The organism is Streptomyces roseifaciens (assembly GCF_001445655.1).
GTDB lineage: Bacteria > Actinomycetota > Actinomycetes > Streptomycetales > Streptomycetaceae > Streptomyces > Streptomyces aureoversilis.
On record NZ_LNBE01000004.1, the window covers coordinates 719,858 to 745,313 of the forward strand.

The following is a 25,456-nucleotide window of genomic DNA, read 5'->3' on the forward strand; positions in this document are numbered from 1 at the left end:
GCAGGCGGGCCCCGCGGCGGCTCGTCAGCGCAGGGCGCAGGGGATCTCCATCGTCACCATCGTCGGGCCGCCGGCCGGGCTGCTGACGGCCAGGACCCCGTCCAGCGTGCCGAGCCGGCGCTCGATGCCGGCGAGCCCGGAGCCCGCGGACCCGCCCGGGGCACCCGGGGCGACGGCCCCGCCGCGGCCGTCGTCGGTGACCGCTATCCGCAGCATGCCCTCGGCGTGGTGCACGTCGACCCACACCTGCCGGGCGCCCGAGTGCTTGGCGGCGTTGGTGAGCACCTCGCTCACCGCGAAGTACGCCGCCGTCTCGACGGGCTCCGCGGCCCGGCCCGCCAGCTCGACGTCCACCTCGACGGGCATCCGCATCCGCAGCGCGAGGGCCCGCAGGGCGTCGCCCAGGCCGCGCTCCGCGAGCACCGGCGGGTGGATGCCGCGCACCAGGTCGCGCAGCTCGGTGAGGGCCTCGGCGGAGTCGGCGCGGGTCGCGGCGGCGAGCTGCTTGGCGCGGGCCGGGTCCGATTCGATCAGCGCCTCGATGGTGCCGAGGCTCATCCCCATCGCGACCAGGCGGGCCTGTGCCCCGTCGTGCAGGTCGCGCTCGATGCGGCGCAGCTCGGCGGCGGAGCCGTCCACGGCGTCGTGCCGGGTCTCGGTGAGCCGGTCCACGCGCTGCGCCAGCTCGCGCTCGCGGAGGGTGGCCCATCCGGGCGCCAGCATCTGCCCGGCCAGCAGGAAGTCCAGGCGCAGCAGCGGTCGTGCGACGAAGACGGCCAGGACGGCCAGGGCGCAGCCGAGGCCGGCCGCCAGGTTCGCGGTGAACTGGTCGGTGACCGGGATGAACGCGTACCACTGGGTGCCGTCCGCCCGGACGATCGGCTTCCAGACGCCGAGGGCCAGCACGAAGCCCCAGGGCAGATAGAGGACGAGGGTGGGCGGCAGGAGGGCCAGGAACGTGCCCGCCACCGCATCCACCGGCAGCCACAGCAGGTCGCGCCAGGTGGCGGGGTCCTTGAGCAGGGCCGTGCAGAACTCCACACGACCTGCGAGGCCGGGGCGCCGGGCGGGCATCGGCCGGTACGGATCGGGGATCTCCACGCCGGCCCACGCCCGTGCCTGGCGGCGCCGCAGCGACGCGTGGGCCCGTACACCCGCCAGCACCACGGGGGTGGTGAACAGGCCGATCCCCAGCACCGTGAGGACCAGCGACACCAGGGTGAGCGCGAACAGCAGGATCGACGTCGCCATGCCGAAGATCGCCAGCCACAGGCCGCGGGCAGCGGCCAGTAGTGCGTTGCTGACCTTCATCCGGTGTCCCCCCGAGTACGTTCCCGGGCCCGTCCCTCGGGCCCGGGAACCAGTCTGGCCGTCCGCGGCATGATCGTCACTGGGGGCACCGCCCCGGCCGGGGGTGTACCTAGCCCCCCTCTGACCTCGGCCTTCGGCCTCAGGGGAGGCCCCAGGGAGGCCTCGGAGGACTTGGGGGACTTGGGGGACTCGGGGGAGGGGGAAGATCAGAAGCCGGCCGGCGGCGCGTACTTGTAGCCGACGCGGCGGACGGTGACGATCGAGGCGCGGTGCTCGGCGCCCATCTTGCGGCGCAGCCGGGCCACGTGCACGTCCACGGTCCGGCCGTCGCCCACGTGCCCGTAACCCCACACCGTGGTCACCAACTGGTCGCGGGTGTGCACCCGGTGGGGGTGCGCGACGAGGTGGGCCAGCAGCTCGAACTCCAGGTACGTGAGGTCGAGCGGGCGCCCGGCCACGCTGGCCGTGCGCTGCTCCGGGTCGATGCTCACCAGCGCGTCCCCGTGGGTGGCGGCGGGCGCGGCCTCGGGGGCCTGCTGCTGCTCGGCCGGCACCAGCACCAGGTAGCCGATCATCGGCGGCTGGCCCGGCAGGGTGGGCAGGGTGTGCTGCGGCGCGGGCATCCAGGTGGCCGCACCGGAGTGCAGCAGCTCGGCGACCGGCGGCACCTCGTCCGGCGCGACGGCCCGGAGCCGGTGGCGGTGCGCGGTATGGGACGGGTGGGCGGGGTGCGCGGCGGTGGACGAGGCCGTGGCGGTGGCGGTGGCCGCGGCCGGGACGGACGGGGCGGGCACGGTGAGGGTACGGAGGTTCGTCATGGAGAGCTCAGCTCTTTCGCGCGAGAGACCGTCGAGGGGACGTGCGTGTGCGCGGGGCCGTTGGCCGGAACCGGGGACCGGCGGCTGACTTCGACGTGGGGGTCAGCGGGAGGAGAGGGCCTGCGCGGAAGTCGCGCGGCAACACACTCGGTCGAAGTCGTCGTGCTGACGGGAAGGCCAGAAGGGCTCGAGGTCGCTGCGACCCGTCGCGGTGTTCTGGAAGCTGGCCATGCCCCTATTGAAGCATGACCTGCGACGCGACAGCAGACTCGGAGGGGCCGCGGATACGCAATCCTGGCGTGATGCGGACCACCGTGAACGCCCCGGCGAATACGGAGTAATCGGCTCCGGATGGTGGGGGCGGTGCGGGGGTGGTGCGGGGGTGGTGCGGGGCACCCTGGCGTCCGGGCCGGTGCGGGCCGGGGCGGTGCGGCCGGACGGCCGTCAGTACGTGACCGTGATCCGCCGCGCCGGGCCGTCCACCCGCACCAGGCCCCCGTACGGGATCACCAGCTGCGGATCGGTGTGCCCCAGGTCCACGTCGAAGACCGCCGTCATCCCGGGCGCGTACGCGTCCAGCGCGCGCTCCACCGCCTCCCGCTGCGCCCGCCGGTACGCGGCGCCGTCCTCGCGGTTCAGCGGCCGGTCGAAGGACCATGCCTTCGGCCGGCCCATCAGCAGCGCGGAGAACTGCCGCAAGAGTCCCCGTTCGCCCATATTGCGCAGAATGCGGAAAACGTCCCCGGCGGAGGGCAGCTCCTCCGAGGTCTCCAGGAACAGCACGCGGCCCTCGTACGCCTCAGGGGCCCCGATCTCCCGGTCGGCCATCAGCAGCCACGACAGCACCTCGATGTTGCCGCCCCACGCGATGCCCTCCACCGCGCGGCCGGCGTTCCGCCACGACCACTCGTCGCAGGGCGCGAGCGCCGGCTCGCTCGCGAAGGTCTTCGGCTCGTCCCAGGGGCGGTCGACGTCGTTCGAGGCGCCGGGCGCCGTGAGCTCGTACGGCCCGTGAGCGAAGAGCGCGGCCCGCAGCGAGGCCGCCGTCCGCGGGTGCAGCGAGCCGGGCCGGCCGAGCTCCACCATGACGCTGCAGCCGTGGTACCCGACGATCCCCGTGGTGCTCAGCCAGGCCAGCAGCGCGGTGTTGTCGCTGTATCCGAAGAACGGTTTGGGGTGCGCCCGGACGAGTTCGCGGTCCAGCAGCGGCAGCACCGTGATCTGGTCGTCGCCGCCGATGCTGGCGAACACGGCCGTGATGCCCGGGTCGGCGAAGGCCGCGTGCAGATCGGCGGCCCGCTCGGCGGGACTCGACCCCATTTTCCGGGTCGTCGGATATTCCACCGGGCGCAGCCCGAATTCCGACTCCAGCCGCCGCAGCCCGAGTTCGAACGGGACGGGGAAGAGGCCCGGCAGCCCCGAGGACGGTGAGATCACCGCAACGCGGTCGCCGGGCCGGGGTTTGGGCGGGTACTCGGGTGCGTCCATGCGGTCACCCTAGGCCGCACCGGGCCCTTCCGCTCAGGAGTTCCCGGCGATTACCGGATAGTGGTCACTGAGGTTCGTGTAGGTGTACTCCTTGCCCCAGCTGGAGACGGTCCACGGCGCCGAGGCCTCCTTGGCCACCGTGTTCTTCCAGTTCCCCGGGCGGGCGTGGCCATTGCGGTGCAGGACGTAGTCCAGGTCCTCGCGCCCGTCCGTGGGGTAGCGATAGGCGGCGATGGAGTTCTCCTTCGTGTCGAAGGAGTACGGGTGCCCGGTGCGCTCCGTCGCCGGGGCGAGATCGGCGTTCGCGAGCATGGATGCGTATTCGCTGCCGTGCGCGTCCACATTCAGGTCGCCGGCCACCATGACCTGCTCGCCCGCGGGAATGTTCTTCGCGTCGAGGAAGGCGTCGATCTGCCGGAACTGCTTGGCCCGGTCCGCAGCCGCCTCGCCCGCCTTGCAACCGCTGTCGGTCGACTGCGCGTGCGTACCGACCACGTGCACCTTCGTGCCGTTCACGTTCAGCACCACGTAGGCGAAGCCCTTGTTGGACCACCAGTCCGCACCGCACGCGTCCTGGTAGATCACCTGCTCCTTGCGGAGGATCGGCCACTTGCTGAGCACGGTCACCCCGCCGTCCTCCGGGGTGGTGGACGAGTAGTTCCCGCCGGTGGCGTCCCAGCCGTCCTTGCTCCGCCCGACCACCGGCGTCTGGTACGGATACCGGCCCGCCGCATTCGCCTTCAACGCGTCGGAGGCGCCGTTGTCGAAGGCTTCCTGCAGGACGACGACGTCATTGCCCTGGAAGAAACCGGCCGCGGGTATCTCCTTGGCGCGGTGGTCCTGCCCCCAGTTGGGATAGAGGTTCTTGCTCATGAGAAAGACGTTGTACGTCAGAACCTTCAATTCCGGCACGGCGGCGGTACCGGCGGTACTGGCGGCCCCTGCGGAATCGGCGGAACGGGCCGGACCGGTCGGCGCGGCCTGCGCCGCCGTTTGCGGCAGGGCAGCGGTGAGGGCGACGGCGGCGAGTGCGGTCGCGAGCGCGGAGGCCGCGCGGGCGGGCTTGAGGATCGGCACTGCAACTCCCTGAGGGGGGTGGGGGCACCGTGGTCGCAAGGTGCCCCAGTGCGAGCTGGGGAACGAGCCGCCCACATCAAATCAGCCAGGGTTACTTCCGGACACCCTTCAGGTGATCAATTCCCTTACGCGGGCCGACGACTTCGTGCCGGGCCACGTGTCGTGCGCGCGCATGAGTCGTTGAATCCGTTGGAAGAGATGAGTTCGGAAGAGGTGTGGTGTCCGGCCCACCGTGAGGAGTTCCCATGCCCCAGCCCCTGCGCCAGGGCCTCGTTCTCGATTTCGGCGGGGTCCTGACCACTCCGGTCGCCGAGTGCACCCGGGCCTTCTGCCTGCGCGAAGGCCTCGCCCCCGACGCCTTTCTCCAGGTCATCTCGGCGGACCCGGTAGGGAGCGAGATCTACGCCCGGCTGGAGCGCGGCGAGATCGGCCAGGCCGAGTGGAACGAGCGCACCGCCGCCCTGCTCGGAGTCGATCCCACGGACCTGATCCGCCGCGTCCTGGCCGACCTCAAGCCGGAGCCCCTGATGCTCGCGGCCGCCCAGTCGGCCCGCCGGGCGGGCGTGAAGCTGGGCATCCTCTCCAACAGCCTGGGCTCCGGCCCCTACGACCCCTACCGGGGCTACGGCTTCGACACCCTGTACGACGCCGTGGTGCTGTCCGGCCACCACGGGATCCGCAAGCCCGAGCCCGGTATCTACCCGGTGGTCCTGAAGCAGCTGCAACTCCCCGCCGAGGCCTGCGTCTTCGTCGACGACTCCGCCCGGAACCTGCTGCCCGCCCAGGACCTCGGCATGACCACCGTCCTGGACGGCGATCCGGCGGAGACGGTCAAGCGCCTGGAGGAGATCTTCGGGCTCCCGCTGAGGTGACGCGATGAACATCGACGGCTCGACCGCTCTCGTGACCGGCGCCAACCGCGGCATCGGGCGCGCGCTCGTCACCGCCCTCCTCGCGCGCGGCGCCGCCCGCGTCCACGCCGCCGCCCGGAACCCCGCGACCCTGGAGCCGGTCGTGGCCCTGGCCCCGGACCAGGTGATCCCCCTGGGGCTGGACCTGACCGTCCCCGCCACCGTCGAGGCCGCGGCGGAAGCGGCGTCCGACGTCACCCTGCTGGTGAACAACGCCGGTACGCACGGGGTCGGCCACCTCCTCGACATGGACCTGGACGTCGTCGAGGACGTGATGCGCACCAATTTCCTGGGCACCCTGCGGGTCCTCCGGGCCTTCGTGCCCGTCCTGGAGCGCAACGGCGGCGGAGCCGTCGCCAACGTCATCAGCATCGGCGCCTTCGGGGGCACGCCGTCGCTCGGCGGGTATCCGGCGTCGAAGGCCGCCCTGCTGCTGATGACGCAGGCCGTCCGGGCGGACCTCGCGCCGCGCGGGATCACCGTGCACGGCGTCTTCCCGGGCCCCGTGGACACCGACATGCTCGATTACGTCGCCCGCCACGAGCCGGCGTTCGGGGATTTCCCGCGGGCCTCCGCCGACGAGGTGGCCGGCCGTACGCTCGACGGCCTCGAAGCGGGCGCGGAGGACATCTTCCCGGACGACTTCGCCGCCCAGGTGGGGCGGGAGTGGAGGGCCGACCCCAAGGCGCTGGAGAGGCGGCTGTCGGGGATCACCTGAGCCGCCGGGGATCGCCTGAGCCGTTGGGGACCCGCCGGGTTCCCCGGGGGCAGGGTCAGCTCGTGTGCCAGTGCCGGGCCGCCGGGCCGTGGTGTGCCGCGAGGGCGCGGTCCAGGTTCGTGGCGGCGCTGATCAGGGCGAGGTGGGTGAACGCCTGCGGGAAGTTCCCGAGCGCCTCGCCCGCCGGCCCGATCTCCTCGGCGTAGAGGCCGAGGTGGTTGGCGTGCGTGGTCATCTTCTCGAAGACGTAGCGGGCCTGGCCGATCCGGCCGGAGCGGGCCAGCGCCTCCACGTACCAGAACGAGCAGAGGTTGAACGTCCCCTCGCTGCCGTCCAGCCCGTCGCCGCCGTCACCGCCGCCGTCACCGCCGTCGGTCCGGTAGCGGTGCACCAGGCTGTCGCTGACCAGCTCCTCCTCGATCCGCCGCACCGTGGACAGGAACCGCGGGTCCTTGGGCCCGGTGAACTTCACCAGCGGCATCACCAGCAGCGAGGCGTCGAGCGTCGAGCAGTCCGGGTACTGGCAGTAGGCGCCGAGCTCCGGCGACCAGCAGCGGTCCTGGACGAACCGGTAGGCGGCCGCGGCGGTGTCCCGCCACTGCTCGACGGGGGCGGGCATGCCGCGGTGCCGCGCGATGCGCATCGCCCGCTCGAAGGCGACCCAGGTCATCAGCGCGGAGTACGTGAAGCGCCGCCGGCCGCCGCGGGTCTCCCAGATCCCGTCGTCGGGCTCCTCCCAGTTCTTCTGCAGCCAGTCGAGCTGGCGGGCCAGCGCCTCCCACAGCTCGTAGGAGATGGGCTCGGCGTGCTTGTTGTACAGGTAGACGGAGTCCATGAGCTCGCCGTGGATGTCGAGCTGGGTCTGGCGGGCCGCGGCGTTGCCGATGCGGACCGGGCGCGCACCGCGGTAGCCGCAGAGGTGATCCAGGACGGTCTCGGGCAGGTCGGCGCGGCCGTCGATTCCGTACAGCACCTGCAGCCCGGTGCCCGGAGGGGCCTGCGCGCAGCGCTGGTGCAGCCAGTCGATGAAGGCGGCGGCCTCCTCGGTGAAGCCCAGCCGCATCAGCGCGTAGAGGGTGAAGGCGGCGTCCCGGATCCAGGTGTAGCGGTAGTCCCAGTTGCGGCCGCCGCCCGGTGCCTCGGGCAGGGAGGTGGTCGGCGCGGCGACCAGGGCGCCGGTCGGCTGGTAGACGAGCAGCTTCAGGGCCAGCGCCGAGCGCTCGACCGCCTCGCGGTAGCGGCCCCGGTACTGCGACTGGCGCAGCCAGCCGTCCCAGTACTGCAGCGTCGTGTCCAGCAGCCGGGCGGCCTCCGCGCCGTCGAGCGGGCACAGGACGCCTTCCCGTACGGCCCCGTCCCCGTCCCACTGCGCGGCGAGCTCCAGCGACTGGCCGGGCTCCAGGGTCACCGTCGTGCGGGCGGCCGCGCCGTCGGGCGTCAGGGGCACGGAGGAGCGCAGCACGAGGAACCCTGCGGGTCCGGTGAAGACCACGCCGGCGTTGCCCACGGCGCTGACCTCGTGCGGGGCCCGGCCGTAGTCGAAGGCGGGCCGGCAGTGCACGTCGATCGTGGCCCGACCGCGCAGCACCCTCACCTGGCGGACGATCTGGCGGACGCCCGAGGAGGGGCAGGAGGGGTGGTCGGGCACCATGAAGTCGTACAGCTCGGCCACGGACTCCTGGCCGAGGAAGCGCGTCAGCAGCACGTTCGAATCCGGCATGTACATCTGCTTGGTGCGTTCCGCGCCGCGGACCGTGACGGAGAACGAGCCGCCGCGCTCGGCGTCGAGCAGGGAGCCGAAGACGGAGGGCGCGTCGAAGCGCGGCAGACAGCACCAGTCGATCGTGCCGTCGACGCCGACGAGCGCGACGGTGTGCAGGTCGCCGATGATCCCGTGGTCCTCGATGGGCAGATAGCCGGGGCGGGTCTCGGGTATGTGCTTCACGGGCGCCTCCTGGATGGGGGCATGCCACACCACCCGTTATACCGCCGGTGACGGCACGGCGCCCGGCGGAGCCCCGGCCTCGGCCCGGGCCCCGGCGGCCTCAGCCGGCGGCCTGCGACCGGGACAGGGCTTCCCGCACGGCCTCCTCCGTACGGGCCACCACCGCCGTCCCGTCGTCGGCCGTGATGATCGGCCGCTGGATGAGCTTGGGGTGCCCGGCGAGGGCGGTGATCCAACGCTCCCGGGCGCCCTCGTCGCGCGGCCACTCCTTGAGGCCGAGCTCCTTCGCCGCGGCCTCCTGGGTCCGCGTGATGTCCCACGGCTCCAGCCCGAGCCGGTCGAGCAGCGCGCGGAGCTCGTCCTCCCCGGGGACGTCCTCGAGGTAGCGGCGGACGGTGTAGCCGGCGCCCTCGGCGTCGAGCAGGCCGATGGCGCTGCGGCACTTCGAACAGGCGGGATTGATCCAGATCTCCATGCCCCACACCGTACCGCCTGCCACCATCAAATCCCTTCTGAGCTGGGGCGATTGTCAGTGGGGGGCAGTAAAATCGAAGACAGACGAGAGAGGTTACGAACCCCTCAGGAGGAACGCCGATGGCCGTAGCCGCACCCACTCTTCCCACCCTGCCGAAGGAGCCGCTGCCCGCGGGCCGCCCGCGCGGCTGGTACGAGGCGCACAACCGCCAGCTGAAGGCCATGCGCCTGGCCATCGCCCTGCTGCACACCGGGGTGTACCGCCCGGAGCAGGCGAGCAACCGCAGGATACGGGCGACCGCCGTCCGCATCGGGGTCCACGCGCCCTCCGACACGACGTGCCGGGCCGTGCGCTCCCTCATCCACGACGCCGCCAACTACTGACCACGACTGAACGGCAGGCACGGGCCTCTCCCGGCCGCCCGCATGCGAACCCTTGAACTTGCCCATAACGTGACAAGAGGGTCGTCATGTCGTCACCGGGAGAGGTCCATGCCTGCTCGTACGCTCAAGGACAAGGTCGTCGTCATCGGCGGTGCGTCGAGGAACCTCGGCGGCCTCATCGCCCGGGAGATCGCCCCGGACGGCGCCAAGGTCGTCGTCCACTACAACAGCGACTCCTCCCGCGACAAGGCGGAGCAGACCGTCGCGGACGTGAAGAAGGCCGGCGGCGACGCCTTCGCCCACCAGGGCGACCTCACGAAGGTCGCCGAGGTCGAGCAGCTCTTCGACGCCGCGGTGCGGACGTTCGGCAAGGTCGACTGCATGGTCAACACGGCCGGCATGGTCATCAAGAAGCCCATGACCGAGACCTCGGAGGAAGAGTTCGACAAGATGTTCGCCGTCAACACCAAGGCGGCGTACTTCATGATGCGCGAGGCCGCCAAGCGCATCGAGCGCGACGGGGCCATCGTCACGATCGTGACCTCCCTGCTCGCCGCCTACACCGGCCTCTACTCCGTCTACGCCGGCAGCAAGGCCCCCGTCGAACACTTCACCCGGGCCCTCTCCAAGGAACTCTTCGGCCGGAACATCTCGGTGAACAACATCGCCCCCGGCCCCATGGACACCCCGTTCTTCTACCCGGCCGAGAGCGACGACTCCGTCGCGTACCACAAGTCCTCGTCCATGAACGGCGACCTCACCAAGATCGAGGACATCGCCCCCTACGTGAAGTTCCTCCTCACCGACGGCTGGTGGCTCAACGGCCAGACCCTCTTCATCAACGGCGGCTACACCACCCGCTGACCCGCCGGGGCCGCCCGGGCCCGCGTATCCCTGCCCTGTGCAAGCGCTTAGGGTTGCCTCTCATGTGGCAAGGACAACAGCCTCCGGGGAACGGGCAGGACCCGCAGGGCCGTCAGGTGAATCCGTATCAGCAGCCGAGCCCGTACGGGCAGACGCAGTGGAGCGGCGACTCCGTGGGAGCGCCCGGGCCTCCGGCGGGCGGCGGGAAGAAGACCGCGGTCATCGCCGTCGCCGTGGCCGCGGCGGTGGTCGTCGCTGCGGGCGTCACCGGCTTCCTGCTGCTGGGAGGCGACGAGGGCGACGAGGCGAAGGGCCCGCAGCCGGCCGCCAGTTCCTCGGCACCGGCCGAGGGAACGGATCCCACCGCCGCGGAGAAGGACGACAACCCCCGGGCCGACCGCGACCCCAAGCCGGTCGTCCCCGGCTGGAAGGTCGTCGTGAACCCCACGCGCGGCATCGTCTTCGACGTGCCCCCCGAATGGGACCGCAAGGAGACCGACTGGGCCAGCTACGTCTCCGAAGACGGGGACTCCGAGGAGAAGCCCCTCGTCGGCTTCACCGCACCGGCGATGCTCAACGAGCAGTGGTGCCGCGCCGACGCCGACGGTGACGGCAAAGAGGACGACGTGTCGCTCGCCGCCGCCGGCTCCCGCGGGGAGAGCTCCGCCCGGAGCGCCGAGGACGCGGCCCGGACCACCGCCGGGCTCTGGGTCTACGGCCGGTACACCCAGCCGGACAAGAAGAAGGCCGAGACCGGCCCGGCGGAGAGCTACACCACCAAGTCCGGACTCACCGGCTCCCTGGCCACGTCCTCGTCCAGCGGCGTCCGGAAGAAGAACAAGTGCGACTCCGACGGCAAGGCCACCACCTTCGCCTTCAAGAACGCCAAGGGCGAGCTCACCTCCTGGACCTTCTTCGGCGCGAAGGGCGTGAAGGACGAGGTGCCGGACGAGACCGTCCGCAAGATCCTCAGCACGGTCCGCCTCACCGAGCCCCCGAAGTAGCGACCGACCCGGCACGGCCGCGCGCCCCGAAAAGACCGCCGGCCGTGCCTTCCCCGAGGGGACGGCACGGCCGGCGGGAATTCGCGATGACCTGCGGGGTTCTTAGATGTCGAAGTAGAGGTGCGAAAGGGCTTTGACCTGCATGTACAGGCCTCTAGCGCCGAGCGGGTGCACAAGCGGTGCACCGGAGACCAGGGTCAGGTGGGGTCCTGGCCTCGCCTGGGGTTTCGGCTCTGTGTTTTTTGCCTCTCGGGGATAGGGCGGCGTTGAGGCGTACCCTTTCGGGTCGCACGGCGTCGGTGCTCAAGGACCGCGACCCACCATGCCAACCGATCGCTGGACTGATCCGGGATGAGCAGCCGGAGGGCTCGGAGGAAGAAACTGCCCAGCCCTGCCACGACGGCGACGAGGCAGGCCGCCCACCAGGGCACGCCCGCCGCTAACTTTGTAAGGAACTCGATCACGACGTGAGTACGCTTCCTGTCAGGGAACCAGCGGAGACAAGCGACGTGCTGCCGGTCTACGTATGTCGCGAACGAAGGCTGAGGGTGGCACTTCCCAGGGTGATCACGAGGTGGTTGCTGCTTGAGAGCACCTTGGCCCCGGGAACGCCGACGATTGGATCGGTCATGGCTGCAGCGAGATCATCTGGATAGGGGTACGAGTTCCACAGCAGTTCCCAGTCGTTGCCGGAACCATGCAGCTTCCTGCCGCCCCCATACTGGCGTGCGCTGTCGAGCCGGCCCGGGCGGTCCAGAGGGTCGTAGAACCAGTTCCCGATGGCCCACTTGCCGCCAGGATCGGTGACCGAGATGCGGCAGAAGACCCCAGCCAGTAGTCGCTGCGCGTCTTTGCTGATGTCGGGAACTCTGGCCAACTGCTCCCGCTCGTCGGGACTGAGAGGAGTGCTTGTGGTGAAGAAGTCACGGTAAGGATTGTTTCGTGCGCCGGTGGGCCTTCCTGTCGGGTTGCGTGTGATCACGAGCTGTGCGTTGGTGGGCAGATGGCGGGCGATGTGGGTGCCGTTGCCGCGGCGTTCCTCGAGTCGCAGTCCGGGCAACCTGGACAGTGAGTTCGGGCGGGGGAGGAGATACGGGGCCACGTTGTCTGGCACGTCGGTGATGAGCACCAGGCGTTCGAAGCGTGGTGACGCTGTGATGGTGTACGCGGAGAGAGTGCTCATGTGCCATCCGGCGGGGGTGCTGTAGTCAACTCCCTGGTTGAAGAAACCAAGCGCAAGCAGCGCCCGAAACTCTCGTTGCTCGGGCAGGCAGACGTCCAGGCCCGCGGAATGATCGCGAGCGATGCCGGCCCTTGCTGCCTCGTAGGCCTCACCGGTGTACAGCGCGCGGGTGCGAGCGGCGATCTTTCGCTGACTTTCGGGCATGCTTCACCTCGTCGCCGCCCGGTCGGCGCATCAGGGTCACATACCTCGTGAGACCGCACTGCTGCAACGCTGCGGAGTGGGTGCTCCACACCCTTGCACAGCTTCTGTGAGTACCGGGCTCACATACTTCTGCTGGCATCCGGATCTCCGCGAACCGGCATGCGATTGCACTGTACCCGACAGGTATCCACCTGTGCATGGGTTCAACCGAAGGCAATGGCAGGGTGGTTGGGGTGACGGACGTTGCAGGGTGATCTACGCAAGGGCTTGAGGCATGTTGCTTCCGCCAGGCAGTGTGGCCCTCATACTGTGACGCCTATGACAGCAACCTCGAAGGAACAGCTCGACGAGTTGATACAGGTTGTCGCGAACCTGCACATAGCAACGGTGCGTGATGAAGATGCTCGTGTGGCCTCTGAAGCCGCTGCCAATCTCTGTTCGGGAACTAGCTTCTTGAATGCCCCGATGGAGGTCCTGCAGATGTTCGCCCAGGCCATCGAGGTCGGCTATGCGGCAGCTCTGCACGATGTCCGTGACGGCGCCTTTGACGAAAGAGTCCGGGATTGGCGGCCCGATCTGTTTGAGGCTTGAGTGCAGCCTCTGTCGTAACGAGGCCCGGCGGAACTGTCGTCCGCCGGGCCTCACGCATGCGAGGGGCCCAAGCTGTGAGGTGAGGTTTCACGCAGCCAGGCGGTAGCGCTTCCCGATGGCCTTCCGGGCCTTCTCGACTGCCCCCGTGACGCGGTGCACGTAGCGGCGGAGTGTGAAGGCCGGGTCTTCGTGGCCGAGCAGGTCGGCGAGTGTGTAGACGTCAACGCCCTCGTTGATCGCCTCCGAGGCGAACAGGTGCCGTAGGGCATGCATCATCTTGTCGCGGCATGCCTCCCACTTGCGGCCCTTGCCGACCGGCTTGTCGTTCACCGCCTTGATGCCGCCGATGGCCTCCAGGGCCGCCTTCCAGAGGTAGTTGAAGTAGTTCCCGTTGAGGGCCTTGCGCTCACGCGTGGTGAACATGAGACGTACGGTGACCAGCTCTCCGTCCTTCTCCAGCCACGGCAGTGTGACCTCGACCGGTGGGAACACGCGCATGTGCTCGCGCAACCGTGTCGCCAAATCCTTGTCGAGGGGGACGTACCGGTCCTTCGGGTCGTCCTTGGTGCCGCCTTTGGGCGGAGCGAAGACGAGCGTGCCGCGGTGATGCGTGATCTGGCGACAGATGCGGACGGTCTTGTCCTCCTCCGACCAGTCCACGTCGTCCGGGCTGAAGCCGAATATCTCGCCCTGCCGCATCCCGAGCCCTCGGCCGCAGTCGACCGTGGCCTGATATCGGTCGGGCAGCTGCTTGCGCAGGTCGTCCGTCTGTTCCCAGGAGAGCGGTACGTCTTTGGCCGACTTCTTCGACCTCCTGGGCTTCACGCGCTTGACCGACCCGGTCTCGCAGGGGTTCTTCGGGATCAGGTCGTCGTCTACCGCCATGGCCAGGATTGACGACAGATGGGTGAAGACCAGGCCGACTGTGGTCTCGTCGAGGACTTGTAGCCGGCGCTTGATCCACGTCTGGACCGTGGACGCCTTGACCTCCCGCAGTTTGAGATTCCCCAGAGGTCCGACGATGTGGTTGCGGACGCGGGATTCGTATTGGTGGTACGTCCGGGGGTTGCCGAATGTCTGGTTCGCCAGCCACTGCTCAGCGATCGTTTTGAGCAGCGTGTCGCCCTTCCTCGGGGCGATATACGTGCCGTCGTCGACGGCCCCGAGCATCCGCGTCAGATGCTGGCGCGCGTCCTCGTAGCGATCGAAGCTCTCGCTCTGCTGCTGCCCTTCGGGGTCACGCCACCGAGCCAGCCACCTTTTTCCGCGCCCGTGTTCACGGGACGGCACTTTGCCGTGGGTCTTGCACTTCTCGTCACCGGGCTGCGGGCGCTTCTTGTGCCAGCGGTCGTACGGCTCAGCCAAGAAGGGCCTCCTGCATGGGGCTGAAGGTCCGGGCCGCGGAGTGGGAGACGACACCGCGAGCCACCCACTGGGGCAGCAGAGCACCAGGGGATATGTCGAGGGCGGCGGCGATGGCGACCAGGTCGTCGACGTCGCAACGGCGACGGCCACGTTCGGTGCGGCTCACAGCGATGTTGGTCATCGGGCGGCCCAGGGCAGTGCAGCGCTCGGCGAGCTGCCGCTGGGTGAGGCGGCACGCCACACGGGCCGCCTCGATATTGCGGGCCGTGTCGATTCCGGCCGGTCCGATTTCGATGGGGTAAGTAGCCATGACGGATAGCTGTAACTCGAAATCGGCGGCTATGGCAATAGTTAGCTCTGAAACTCTACAGAACTTGCAGGCGCGGGATATTTGCCAAGGCTGGGCCTTCCGGCGTATCGGTAGTCGAGCGGTACTGTCCCGCGCCGTTGCGGTGGTGAGAGGCGTTGGTAGTCACCGCAGAGGCTACTGGCCTGCTGTTTCCCCGGCGACGGGTCGTTGAACGCCTACGCGGATTTTCGAGGGAGAACCGGACGGGCGGCGAGCTTTTTGGTCAACCGGTGATCCGGTCTTACGGTTATGTCCTCTTCGGTTGCCCCGCCATTCGCGGGTGCCGAGGAATGCCTAAAGACGCATATGGACAGAGCCCGGCGTGTGTGGCTTTCTTGCCCATGCCCGTCGCCTGCAACCGATATGGAGTGCCCTTGCCCAACGGATTCCCTCGCCCCGCCACGACCGTCGCGCGCGGCCCGCTCGCCACGCCTGCTGAGATCGCTACCTATCTCGGGGTGCCGGTGAAGACTCTCTACCAGTGGAAGTACCGGGGTATCGGCCCGAAGGTCCACAAGGTCGGCCGTCACCTGCGCTATCGCTGGCGCGAGGTCGACGCCTGGCTCGACCAGCAGACCTTGTACGACCTCACGGCATGACTCATGGGGGAGCAGAGCGGCCCTCGGCGCGTCAACGCCGGGGGCCGGAGAATCCCCCACGCATCGCCCATCCCTGAACGAATGAGCCAGTGAGGGGCGGGACCTTGCCCGTCCTGCCCCTCACCAGAGAGGAATGTCTATGGAGGACTCTACGTCCTCACGCACTTCGAGTGCGTCCGCCAACGCGGAAAGCAAGCCCCAAGTTGCCTGGCCGCCCGTGGCCGTCCCCGGGCAGCGGACAGATGCCGGGGACCGGTCCCATCGCGCGGGGACCGGGGACCGACCGCACCACAGTCTTGCTCCGCTGCGGCCGAAGGGCGCGGCCTGGCCCCACGAGCCCGAAGAGGGGACCGGTCCCCAGACCGCGGGGGACCGTGCGGCAGGGGACCGTGGTCCCGAACAGTCCGTGGGGACCGAGCAGGTGCGGAGCGGGACCGCGGTCCCGGACGGCGGTTCGGGGACCGGAGACTGTGGGCGCGCAGGCGCCGAGGCGGCCGGTGACGGGGCGGAGCTGCTGGACGAACTGCAGGCGGCGATCGGCCGGTACGTAGTGTTGCCGAGTGAGGAGGCTCTGACGGCGGTCACGCTGTGGGTGGCGGCCTCTCACATCCAGCCCGCCCTCCAGCACGCGCCGCGTCTGGCGGTGGTGGGACCGACCAAGGGGTGCGGCAAGTCCCGTGTCCTGGACGTGCTCCACGAGACGGTGCACCAGCCGATGATGACGGTGAACACCTCGCCGGCGGTGGTCTTCCGCGTCATCGGCAAGAACCCGCCGACCCTGTTGGTGGACGAGGCCGACACCATTTTCGGCCCCAAGGCGGGCGAGAAGGAGGACCTACGTGGCCTGCTGAACGCCGGGCACCAGCGCAACCGGCCCGCCTGGCGCATCTCCGGGCCGGAGCACAAGCCGACGGCGTTTCCCACCTTCGCCATGGCCGCGCTCGCGGGGATCGGCGACCTGCCCGACACGATCATGGACCGGGCGGTCGTGCTGCGCATGCAGAAGCGCAAGCCCGGCGAGCGGATCACACCGTTCCGATCCCGGTACTCCGTGCCTGAACTGCACGCGGTGCGCGACCGGCTGGCCGCGTGGCTGACGCCGCTGCGCGAGGCTGCCGGCCGTCTGGTGCCGAAGATGCCGGTCGAGGACCGGGCGGCGGATACCTGGGAGCCGCTGGTCATCGTCGCCGACTTGGCCGGCGGCCACTGGCCCGCGAAGGCCCGTGCGGCCTGCTTGGCGATGACTCGGCACGAGGCCGTCCAGGATGAGCAGACGACCCTGAAGACGCGGCTGCTGCGTGATATCCACCGCATCTTCGAACAGGAGGGCAACAAGGAGGCTCTGCGCTCGCAGGATCTGCTGGCCGCTCTCCTGGCAGACGCTGAATCTCCATGGCCGGACTACGGCACCAAGGGGCTGACCGCCTTCCACTTGTCGGCGCTGCTGAAGGACTTCGGTATCCGCCCGGCGAATCACCGCTTCGAGCAGGGCCGTCAGGCCAAGGCGTACGTCCGCAACCAGTTCCTCGACGCCTGGGCCCGCTACTGCCCCACCCCCGCCCAGCCGGCCCCCGCAGTCGGGCACGAGTTCGCGCCCGTACGTCCAGGCCAGGGCAAGCCGCCCGTTCCTCCGACCGGGTCGCTGCCCGTCGGCCCGCCCGGCGGCATCGCAGGCCCCAAGCCCACCCGCTGACCTACCTCCCCCTGGGCCCGTCTCAGTCCGTCCCGTCCGTCCCTGCGCAGGTCAGCGCGGGGACGGACTTCCTCACCGGGACGGAGATGTCCGTACCTGCACTCGAGTCCGTACCTGTCCTGACCAGCCATGGGACGGATGCGACGGACGTGACGAAGCCCTGCCCCATGCCACACCGGAGCATCACCATGCACGACAACAACGTGAACGACGCGCCTTCCCACCACCGCAGGGGACTGTTCAGGCTGGCCCGCCGAACAGCAGCAAGCTGGAGCGAACGAGCCTCTAACGAGGCTTCGTCCGCGCTTGCCCCCGTTCCAGGGGTGGCGGAGGAGAAGGCCGGGCGCCAGGGGGCGCCCGAGCCCGGGGAGGGGACGACCGAGCCCAGCACCACACCCGTCAGCGACCGCGCCGCCCCGCACCCCGAGCAGCATGCCGGTGCCCGACCGCCTGCCGAGCAGCCTTCGTGGCGCGAGCCCGACGCCCCGGCGCTACCTGCACTGATGAACCGCAAGCGCACCACCGAGAAGCGCGATCAGGAAAAGACCATCCGCTTCACCCCGACCGCGGTCCGCATCATCGCCGAGGAGGCCGAGCGGCGCGGTCAGAAGTTCGCCGGGTTCGTCGGCGACGCCGCGCTCGCTGTCGCGCTCGGCAAGGCGGGCATGGTCGGCAGCCCGGAGGACGATCCTGTCCGCCCGCTGATCGAGGCCGTCGAGGCTCACACAGTCGCGCTGAACCGCGTCGGCCGCAACCTCAATCAGATAACCGGAGCCATTCACCGAGGAACCGTTCCCGAGCAGGCCGAGGCTGTGCTCGCTCGCGTCGAGCGGACGGCCGAGAGCAGTTACCGGCTGATCGACCAGCTTCTGGTAGAAGGGGAAAGCCGTGGTGCCTGATGTATCCACCGGCTCCAGCACCTGCGGACTGATCAACTATCTCTTTGGCCCGGGCCGACGGGACGAGCACACCGACCAGCACATCGTCGCCGCCTGGGATATGGCAGGCGCCCCCGACCCCGGCCGTGACCCCGAAGCCACCCAGAGCCAGCTCGCCAGGCGCCTCGACCACCACGTCGACCTGCGCACGCGCGAGCTGGGTGGCAAGAAGCCGCCGCAGCACGTGTGGCACTGCCCCGTACGCACCGCCCCCGGCGATCGCTACCTCACCGACGCCGAGTGGGCCGAAGTCGCCCGCCGCGTCGTCGCGGCCACAGGCATCGCCCCCGAGGGCGACGAGAAGGCGTGCCGGTGGATCGCCGTACGGCATGCGGACGACCACATCCACATCATGGCCACCACCGTCCGCGCCGACGGGCGCCGGCCCCGCACCCACCGCGACGGACAGCGGGCCCAGGCCGAGTGCCGCAAGATCGAGGCCGAGTTCGGCCTGCGCCGCCTGAAGTCCGGTGATTTCACCGCGCCCCGCACCCCCACCGGCGCCGAACGCGCCAAGGCCGAGCGGCACGGCCAGACGGTCACAGCACGGCAGTGGCTGCGCGAGCAGGCGTACGCGGTCGCCGCCGCCGTACGCAACGAAACCGACTACTTCACCGTGCTGCGGTCCCTCGGCATCAAGGTCAAAACACGCCTCGGTCCGGAGACCGGCGACGTGATCGGCTACAGCCTCGCCGCACCTGGCGACACCAACGCGGCCGGCGAACCCGTCTGGTACGGCGGCTCCAAACTCGCTCCCGACCTCTCCATCAACCGCCTACGCGAACGCCTCCCTGCCCGGGAAGTGGCCGACCGTCCGCAGCATGCGGCGGATCCCGACGAGCCATGGCGGCACACCACTACCGCACTGCAGGCGGCGTACACCGTTCTCGGATCCAGTGATGATGCCGCTGCCCAGGGCTACCTGGCCGCCTTTGGCGATGCCCTGTACAACATCGCCAGTGCCACGACCGGCCCACACCGGACAGAACTGCGGGCGGCGGCGATGGCATTCAATCGTGCCCGCCGTTCGGCCACCCGCGCCGACCACCAAGCCGCCATCGGCCTGTGCAAGGCCGCCAAAGAACTGGCTTACGCCTCCAGCGAGCCGGGCGGGCTCGCCGTCGCCCTGCTCTTCGCCACCGTGCATCTGGCCCGCGCCGCCGCTTAGTGGCATGAACAACGCGGCCACGAACAGCAGGCCGCAGCGGCCGAGGAAGCCTTCCACCATCTACAGGTTGCCTACCAGCAGACCGCCACACCGGCCTTGGCGGACCTCGCCCTCCGCGCACCACGTGCCACAACCGCCGGCCGCTTCGAGCAGGACCTTCGTGCGACCATCCCCAACCACGCCGACCGCGTCCTGGCCGACCCCGCCTGGGTTGCGCTGACCACAACTCTCGCCCGCGCCGAAACCGTCGGCCGCAGCCCCCGCCAGCTCTTGGCGGAAGCCGCTGCCGAACGCGACCTCGACACCGCCGAGCATCCCGCTCAGGTCCTCATCTGGCGTATCACCACCCAACCGAGCAAGCGTGTGCAGGCAGCACGCAGGCGAAGCGCCGCCAGCGGCATATTCACCACGCCTTCCGCGTCACAGGCTCCCGTCATGACGGTGAATGCGAGGGCTGAGGAACGCCGACGACATCGATAGCGGCACATGTGCGCCCAACGACATCACGGGGGTGCCGTCCAGGCAGTTGATCTCTCTGATGGCGACGATGGCGGAAATGCCGTGGGGCATCCCCGCCATCGTTCGTTCATGCGGTCGAGCCTGCGACCCGGGTGAGGAAGTCGGTGTTTGCCTTCACGTCGTGCCCCAGGGACAGGACGTTCCGGGGAAGTTCGCCAAGGAGTTCGAGCAGAGGCTGAGTGTCGGGGAGGTCGGAGGGCAGGAGGCCGAAGACGTCGGGGTAGCGGTCTTCGGTACCGGCGGTGAAGAAGTCGGCGTCGCGAACGGTGCGCTCCTCGTCCAGGACGGTGGGTTCGGCTCCGGGGGTGATCTGGGGGAAGAGGATGCGGGCCGAGTGGCCTTCGGTAGCCAGGGTCAGGCCGAGCCAGGAGTGAAGCTGGTCGGGGAAGAACTGCGGCTTCAGCTCCTTGCCGGACTCCTTCCACAGGGGTGTGCGGCTGCCGGAGTGGAGGGCGTCGGTCACCTTCTGGTGCTGGGTGGGGTGGAGCTGTTCACCCCGTTGGACGCGTTCGCGGACCTGGTCGTACCAGCCGAGGGCATCGAGGAGGCCCAGGCCGATGGCGGCTGCCGACGGCCAGGGCAGGACCCGCAGTCGGTCGTCCTCGCGACGGATGAAGACGCGGTCGTTGGCCAGCAGCTGCCAGCCGGCACGGGCCAGGAGGAGGGCGGTGGTGGTCTTCCCTGCGCCCTTGTCGCCCAGGGTCAGCACGGTCTGCCCGTCGCGGACGACGGCGGAGGCGTGCAGGATCGACCAGCCGTCCGCCAGGAGCTGCCCGCGGACGACCTCGCGGGTGAGCCGTGCGGTGGCCAGGGCGACAGGAATGTCTTCACACCCGTAGATGCGCAGGGGCCCGCCGGGCTCGGCCCGGTAGACGAGCTTTTCGTCGGGCTGGGAAGCGGCCACGGTGCCGTCGTCGTCCTGGTCGAAGAGCATGTTCGAGTTCGCGTAGACGGTCTTCTCGTGGGGGTGGTCGGCCACGCGCTGGGCGATCTCGGTGACCCGGCCGGCGTTGACGTCGGTGATCACTGCTGCGTTGGTGTCCGGGGCGGTGCTGGTGGCATTCCACCAGGGGCCGAAGTAGCGAAGGGCCCAGTCTGTGACCACCGGGCTGTTGCTGGTGACGGTCGCGGCCTGGGTGGCCGTGGCGATACGGACAGCGGTCTGAGGCACTGCGGTCTTCTCCTTCTGTCGGGGGTGCGCGGGGAGGTACAGGCGGGCCAGGGGCTCGTAGGCATCACGGAGCTTGGCGTCGGCGGCTATCAGCTGACGGGCCTCGGCGGCGTCCAGCCGGGGGAGGCACACGGTCGGGGTTCCGGCGGTGAAGCGCAACGGAATTCCCCTCCACCTCCCCTCGTGGTTGACGCACAACTCCGTAACCGCGTCGTCCAGGCCCAGGCCTGCGCGGAGGGCAGCGATCACCGCCCCGGCTGGGCCGCAGCGGGTACGGCCCAGCTCTGCGTTGATCCGCCGGGGCCGGTCGCTCAGCTCGTCGCGGACGTGCCGCAGGGGCACCGGCACGGGCAGGTCACCGACGCGGGTAGCCGACGCGCACACCACGGCCTGGTCGCCGTGCTCGCCGATCACGTGGCCGACCACGGCCTGCGGGGGCACGTCCAGGAGGCGGGCAAGGGCGAGGCGGTAGCGGGCGGTGTCGGTGTTCGAGCCGACCCCGTACACGTGGGGGCAGCCGGAGACCTCGGCGAACAGGCGGGTGAGGACGTCGACGGGGTTGGTCACCATGACCACGAGTCCCTGGTACTGGTCCAGTTTCCGCGCGAGGTCGGCGATGACGGGGGCATTGGCGTTCAGGCCGGCCATCCGGATGTCGGTGCGGGTGGTGTTGGTGAAATCGCCCCGCGGGCAGACGACCACCGCTTCGCAGGAGGCGAGCTGTCCGGCGTCGGTGACGTGGACCGCCCGGACGGAGGAGGCGGTGACCTGGCACATGTCCTCCAGATCGGTCACCAGGGCCCGGGCCGAGAGCCCGGTGCGGGAGACGATGCGGACGGACTCGCACCAGCCTCCGGCGGCCAACAGCATGGCCACGCTCTGGCCGACGGCTCCGGCGCCGATTACTCCGACCGCGCCGACCGGCGGTGGCGTCAGCGGTGGCGTCACCGGTCGGCCGCCTTCGCCACGTCAGCCAGGGCGAGCCGCCACACCGCCCGCGGGTCTGCCCCGGCGAGCAGGTTCGCGGTGGTGCGGTCGAGCAGGGTGCACACCGACATGGCCTGATGGGTGATTTTGACGGCGTGCTCGGGCAAGGGCAGGTTGGCTGGGCAGGTCAGGTAGGTGCTGAGGATGTTGGTGGTGTCCATCAGCCACAACACCACCAGGTGCTTGATCCATGCGGCTCGCTCGTCGGGCCCGAGGTCGGCGGTCATCACGTCGACGAAGACCTCGATGCCGCCAACAACCGCTTTGGCCGCTGCCCGGTCCGGAGGTGAGGCGACCAGGTTCAGCACCGTCCGCGAGACCAGCTTCGCCGCATCTGTCTGGGGCCGGCCGCGGGCGAGGGCCGGGTCGAGGAAGACCGGACGGTCCTCGGGGCCACCGGGGAAGACCGCGTGGTCCGGCTTGAGGTCGCCGTAGACCACCGGCCGCCGCCCGGCCGCCGGAGCCGGTCGCAGCCGTCGCAGTCTGCCCACCATGCCCGCCAGCACTTCACCCGTCTGCCCCGCTTTACGCAGGTAGGTCGGGCCGCTGATGCCGTTGAACTTGCGGTGAAAGGTTGGCCCAATGCCCCGTTCGACGATCGCCACTTCGTCCACGGACTTGGCGATCGCGGGCCGCTGCAGACCCGCTAGCTCCACCAGGACGCGGGTCATCAGCTCGCCACTGCGGTGGGGCTCCTTGGCCAGCAGGTCGGCCAGCGTCGGGCCCGTCACTTGCTCGGTGAACAGCACGCCACTCTGGAGCCCGGCGACGCGGCAGGCCAGCACTCCGGCCTCCTCGCGCAGGATGTCCAGTCCCCGGGCTTCCCGCTCCAGCAGAGTGCCCGGCGAGCCCTGGTAAGCCGCCTGGGCGGCCCGGACCTGGGCCCAGTCCCCGGCCGTACCTCGCAGCACCGACACCAGCGACAGGCCCAGCAGTGAGACCTTGGCGAACAGGTCCCGCTCATCCACCTGAACTCGACGGACGTAGGCCGTCACGCTCGGCGTGTGCACCCCGAGCCGCACCGCGGCCCCCGGCCACAGCCTGGCCGCGGCCTGCTCGATCTGCCGGTCCGCGTAGGCGAAGACATCCGCGGCCGCCAGGGAGGCGCTCGATGTTTCCGCCATCTCAGTGGACCTCCGGCCACGACACCGCCGCGACACCATCCGCGCGATGGGTCAGGTCATGGCCCACGATGGTGGTCAGGCCGCTCGCCGCCGCGAGCGTGCCGAGAGCCCAGATCCAGCCGAGCGTCACGCCCAGCCAGTCGCCACGGGGCTTCCTGTCGCTGGTTGTACGGGACTTGTACGTCACCGTCGTCTCCTTCGGGAATGGATGCAGCGGGCCGCCGGCACGGCGAGGAGACAACTGGTGGGCGCCGGGGGCCCGCTGCGGCTTCATAGGCCGCCAGTCAGTCGGGCAGGGAGCTGCCGAGGGGAGAGCCAGGATGCGTTCGGGCAGTTCCAGGCGGCTGCGATTAAGTGAACCGGCGGTCACGCACAGTGGGTACGGTGAAGGCGAGGCCAAGCGGTATACGCGGTTTACAGCCCCAGGACGGAGGAGGTCATGGCGGCACCCAACAGACCCAATATCCGTCTGCGCGAGGTCATCGACGCGATCGGCTGCACGTACGAAGCGCTGGCCAGGGATGTGCGCCGGATCGCTGCGGAGAACGGCGAGATCATCCAAACCAACAAGTCGGCGATCTCCCACTGGGTGAACGGCACCCGGCAGCCCACTGGTCAGACCGGTCACTACCTGGCGGAAGCTCTCTCGCGCAGGGCCGGCCGCACCATCACCCTCACCGAGATCGGCCTGCGCGACCCCGAAGTCACTGTCCCCGACGACCCCGATCCCGTCGTCACAGCGACCGACCTCGGCCGCGCCGACGTCGAGCGACGCCGCTTCCTGGCTGTGGCCGCCTTTACCACCGCAGGCGTGGCGATGCCCCTGGCCTACGACCACGAGGCGGCATCCCGCATGCTTCGCGCACGCACCGGTAGGTCCCTGGTCGGGTCGGAGGACGTCGAGGTGGTCCGCCAGATCACCGCCGCGTTCAGCGCGGCCGACGAACGCCTGGGCGGTGGCCACGGGCTCACCACCGTCACCGCCTACCTCGCCGACACCGCCTCCCCCATGCTCCGCGCCCGCTTCCCCTCCGATGCCTTACGCCGTGCCGCCTTCGGCGCCGTCGCAGAGCTGGCATACCTCGCGGGCTGGAAGCACCACGACCTCGGCCAGGAAGGCGCCGCCCAGCGCTACTACCAGGTCGGCTACCAGCTCGCCTGCGAAGCCGACCCGCACGGCCACGCCGCCTGGATGATGCGCGCCCTCGCTCACCAGGCCCTCAGCCTCAAGCAGCCCCACCACTGCGTCGACCTCGTCGAAGGAGCCCTCAGCCGCGGCCTCGGCCACGTCGACGGCCAGACCGAGGCACTGCTCCACATCACTCACGCCCGCGCCTTCGCCGCAGTCGACGCGAGGTCCGCAGCGGCCCGCGCCCTGCTCGCAGCCGAGGACGCCCTGCTCCGCGACGACTGCCCCCAACCCAGCTTCTCCCTCGTCAGCGGGCCGGCCGCCGGCACCGTCGCAAGCCACACGGCCCGTACGCTCACCGACCTCGCCGATCACCTCGGTACCGAGCAACAGCACCGCGATGCGCTCGTCCGCTGGGATCCCGAGAAGTACAAGCGCGTCCACGCCCTCACCTATGCCGACCTCGGCGACAGCCTCGCCGCCCAGGCCCGTGCCGATGAGGCCGTCGCCGCCTGGAACCAGGCCCTCACGCTGATGGAGGGCATGACCTCCGACCGCACCCGCAAGGCGATCACCTCCATCCGATCGACCCTGGTGATCTACCAACGGCGCAAAGTGCCCGGCGCAGCCGATCTCGCCCGCCGCGCCCGGGAGGCGCTCGCCTAACATGCCCACCAACCCGGCCGACGAAGGGACCCCCGTGGCTCAGCCGACAACCGATGACCAGCCCAAGGCGCTCAAGCCCGCCCTGGAATCCATGACCCTGCTGGTCGCCGCCGTCATCGTCCACGACAAGACCACCAACCGCGTGGTCCTCCTCCAGCGCAGTGACCAGGCCAAATTCGCAAAGGGCAAGTGGGACCTCCCCGTCGGCAAGAGCGAGCCCGGCGAACCCATCACCGAAACGGCGGTTCGCGAGCTGTATGAGGAGACCGGCCTGACCGTGAAGCCGGCAGCGCTCAAGGTCGCCCACGTCATCCACGGCGCCTGGGGCGTGGAGGCCCCGAACGGCTTTCTCACGGTCGTCTTCGTCACCCACGAGTGGGCCGGTGAACCCGAAAATCGCGAACCGAAGAAGCACGCCCAGGTGCAGTGGGTGGGCGTAGACGCCGTCCCAGAGGAATTCGTCGATACCACCGCCAGGGCTCTTCACCATTACCTGGCTGGCGGTCCGCAAGTCTCGCTGGACGGCTGGGGACAGGGCTCCTAATTGCTCGCGAGGGAGGTGCTCCACGCCGCACGGTTGCATCAGCTGGCAGTTCAGGTTAAGCCGCCGCAGGCTGGACTGGGCCTTCTGCCACGTGGCGCTGATTAGGGAACACAGCGCCACGCAGCAGGGCGAGCGGAATCCGGCCATGGTTCGGCCCCACCACTACCTCGCCGCTGAGGTGGTGATACTCGATGCTCGTCACGGGGAGAGCACGCCCCGCCAGCGAAGCACT

Annotated in this window: 23 protein-coding genes and 1 pseudogene; 12 read left to right on the plus strand and 12 right to left on the minus strand. The window is 69.8% G+C overall.

Features of this window, described 5'->3' with window-relative positions; translation table 11 throughout:
- Window positions 1-24 precede the first annotated feature (24 nt).
- The 4 genes from AS857_RS20350 to sph all read right to left on the minus strand — a co-directional run bounded on the left by AS857_RS20350 (window position 25) and on the right by sph (window position 4,694).
- Window positions 25-1,311, minus strand: a complete 1,287-nt coding sequence (locus AS857_RS20350; RefSeq protein ID WP_058044721.1) for a sensor histidine kinase — start codon at window positions 1,309-1,311, stop codon at window positions 25-27.
- A gap of 206 nt (window positions 1,312-1,517) precedes the next feature.
- Complete coding sequence (locus AS857_RS20355) at window positions 1,518-2,129, minus strand: winged helix-turn-helix domain-containing protein (protein WP_058044722.1); 612 nt, start codon at window positions 2,127-2,129, stop codon at window positions 1,518-1,520.
- 444 nt (window positions 2,130-2,573) lie between these two features.
- Window positions 2,574-3,617: a S66 family peptidase gene (locus AS857_RS20360; protein ID WP_058044723.1), complete on the minus strand. Its 1,044-nt coding sequence runs from the start codon at window positions 3,615-3,617 to the stop codon at window positions 2,574-2,576.
- A 33-nt stretch (window positions 3,618-3,650) separates the two neighbouring features.
- Complete coding sequence (gene sph, locus AS857_RS20365; RefSeq protein WP_058044724.1) at window positions 3,651-4,694, minus strand: sphingomyelin phosphodiesterase; 1,044 nt, start codon at window positions 4,692-4,694, stop codon at window positions 3,651-3,653.
- A gap of 245 nt (window positions 4,695-4,939) precedes the next feature.
- Between sph and AS857_RS20370 the strand changes: the two genes are divergently transcribed.
- Together AS857_RS20370 and AS857_RS20375 are read left to right on the plus strand one after the other, a co-directional pair.
- Window positions 4,940-5,566 (plus strand): HAD family hydrolase, encoded by a 627-nt coding sequence (locus AS857_RS20370; protein WP_058044725.1) that lies wholly within the window; start codon window positions 4,940-4,942, stop codon window positions 5,564-5,566.
- Window positions 5,567-5,570: 4 nt separating this feature from the next.
- Window positions 5,571-6,323: an SDR family oxidoreductase gene (locus AS857_RS20375; RefSeq protein WP_058044726.1), complete on the plus strand. Its 753-nt coding sequence runs from the start codon at window positions 5,571-5,573 to the stop codon at window positions 6,321-6,323.
- Window positions 6,324-6,378: 55 nt separating this feature from the next.
- Here the strand turns inward: AS857_RS20375 and AS857_RS20380 are convergent, their stop codons facing one another.
- On the minus strand, window positions 6,379-8,268 hold the full coding sequence (locus AS857_RS20380) for a glycoside hydrolase family 15 protein (RefSeq protein ID WP_245700368.1): 1,890 nt from the start codon (window positions 8,266-8,268) through the stop codon (window positions 6,379-6,381).
- A 100-nt stretch (window positions 8,269-8,368) separates the two neighbouring features.
- Window positions 8,369-8,743 (minus strand): arsenate reductase family protein, encoded by a 375-nt coding sequence (locus AS857_RS20385; RefSeq protein WP_058046937.1) that lies wholly within the window; start codon window positions 8,741-8,743, stop codon window positions 8,369-8,371.
- Window positions 8,744-8,862: 119 nt separating this feature from the next.
- On the opposite strand from AS857_RS20385, the gene AS857_RS20390 reads away from it, so the two are divergent.
- The 3 genes from AS857_RS20390 to AS857_RS20400 all read left to right on the plus strand — a co-directional run bounded on the left by AS857_RS20390 (window position 8,863) and on the right by AS857_RS20400 (window position 10,994).
- Entirely contained in the window at window positions 8,863-9,126 is a 264-nt protein-coding gene (locus tag AS857_RS20390; protein WP_058044727.1) for a hypothetical protein, read from the plus strand.
- Window positions 9,127-9,234: 108 nt separating this feature from the next.
- On the plus strand, window positions 9,235-9,990 hold the full coding sequence (locus tag AS857_RS20395; RefSeq protein WP_058044728.1) for an SDR family oxidoreductase: 756 nt from the start codon (window positions 9,235-9,237) through the stop codon (window positions 9,988-9,990).
- 116 nt (window positions 9,991-10,106) lie between these two features.
- Complete coding sequence (locus AS857_RS20400; protein WP_245700383.1) at window positions 10,107-10,994, plus strand: DUF8017 domain-containing protein; 888 nt, start codon at window positions 10,107-10,109, stop codon at window positions 10,992-10,994.
- A gap of 520 nt (window positions 10,995-11,514) precedes the next feature.
- Here the strand turns inward: AS857_RS20400 and AS857_RS37925 are convergent.
- Entirely contained in the window at window positions 11,515-12,381 is an 867-nt protein-coding gene (locus tag AS857_RS37925; RefSeq protein WP_079110527.1) for a hypothetical protein, read from the minus strand.
- Between the two features lie 318 nt (window positions 12,382-12,699).
- Between AS857_RS37925 and AS857_RS39645 the strand changes: the two genes are divergently transcribed.
- A complete protein-coding gene (locus AS857_RS39645) occupies window positions 12,700-12,972 on the plus strand; it encodes a hypothetical protein (protein WP_144440884.1) in 273 nt (90 codons plus the stop codon).
- An 87-nt stretch (window positions 12,973-13,059) separates the two neighbouring features.
- On the opposite strand, the gene AS857_RS20405 is transcribed toward AS857_RS39645, so the two are convergent.
- Window positions 13,060-14,337 (minus strand): tyrosine-type recombinase/integrase, encoded by a 1,278-nt coding sequence (locus tag AS857_RS20405; RefSeq protein WP_058044729.1) that lies wholly within the window; start codon window positions 14,335-14,337, stop codon window positions 13,060-13,062.
- Complete coding sequence (locus AS857_RS37930) at window positions 14,330-14,647, minus strand: helix-turn-helix domain-containing protein (protein ID WP_063278426.1); 318 nt, start codon at window positions 14,645-14,647, stop codon at window positions 14,330-14,332. The genes AS857_RS20405 and AS857_RS37930 overlap by 8 nt, the downstream gene beginning before the upstream one ends.
- A gap of 413 nt (window positions 14,648-15,060) precedes the next feature.
- On the opposite strand from AS857_RS37930, the gene AS857_RS20415 reads away from it, so the two are divergent.
- From AS857_RS20415 to AS857_RS20430, 4 genes and pseudogenes are all read left to right on the plus strand, one after another.
- A complete protein-coding gene (locus AS857_RS20415; RefSeq protein ID WP_173864787.1) occupies window positions 15,061-15,285 on the plus strand; it encodes a helix-turn-helix transcriptional regulator in 225 nt (74 codons plus the stop codon).
- Between the two features lie 406 nt (window positions 15,286-15,691).
- Complete coding sequence (locus AS857_RS20420; RefSeq protein ID WP_245700385.1) at window positions 15,692-16,978, plus strand: DUF3631 domain-containing protein; 1,287 nt, start codon at window positions 15,692-15,694, stop codon at window positions 16,976-16,978.
- Window positions 16,979-17,301: 323 nt separating this feature from the next.
- Window positions 17,302-17,877, plus strand: a complete 576-nt coding sequence (locus AS857_RS20425) for a hypothetical protein (protein WP_058044731.1) — start codon at window positions 17,302-17,304, stop codon at window positions 17,875-17,877.
- Window positions 17,867-19,564, plus strand: a pseudogene (locus AS857_RS20430) (relaxase/mobilization nuclease domain-containing protein). The gene AS857_RS20425 and the pseudogene AS857_RS20430 overlap by 11 nt, the downstream one beginning before the upstream one ends.
- Window positions 19,565-19,670: 106 nt before the next feature.
- On the opposite strand, the gene AS857_RS42120 reads toward AS857_RS20430, so the two are convergent.
- The 3 genes from AS857_RS42120 to AS857_RS20445 are packed head-to-tail and all read right to left on the minus strand — an operon-like array spanning window position 19,671 to window position 23,072.
- Window positions 19,671-21,722, minus strand: coding sequence for a lactate/malate family dehydrogenase (locus AS857_RS42120; protein ID WP_338058272.1), 2,052 nt, complete (start codon window positions 21,720-21,722; stop codon window positions 19,671-19,673).
- Complete coding sequence (locus AS857_RS20440; RefSeq protein ID WP_058044732.1) at window positions 21,719-22,885, minus strand: hypothetical protein; 1,167 nt, start codon at window positions 22,883-22,885, stop codon at window positions 21,719-21,721. Before AS857_RS20440 ends, AS857_RS42120 begins: the two co-directional genes overlap by 4 nt.
- Window position 22,886: 1 nt before the next feature.
- Window positions 22,887-23,072, minus strand: coding sequence for a hypothetical protein (locus AS857_RS20445; protein WP_058044733.1), 186 nt, complete (start codon window positions 23,070-23,072; stop codon window positions 22,887-22,889).
- Between the two features lie 252 nt (window positions 23,073-23,324).
- Here AS857_RS20445 and AS857_RS20450 point away from each other — a divergent pair, with 252 nt between their 5' ends.
- Entirely contained in the window at window positions 23,325-24,680 is a 1,356-nt protein-coding gene (locus AS857_RS20450) for an NsdA family TPR-like regulatory protein (protein WP_058044734.1), read from the plus strand.
- A 1-nt stretch (window position 24,681) separates the two neighbouring features.
- On the plus strand, window positions 24,682-25,224 hold the full coding sequence (locus AS857_RS20455; RefSeq protein ID WP_058044735.1) for an NUDIX domain-containing protein: 543 nt from the start codon (window positions 24,682-24,684) through the stop codon (window positions 25,222-25,224).
- Window positions 25,225-25,456: the final 232 nt, after the last annotated feature.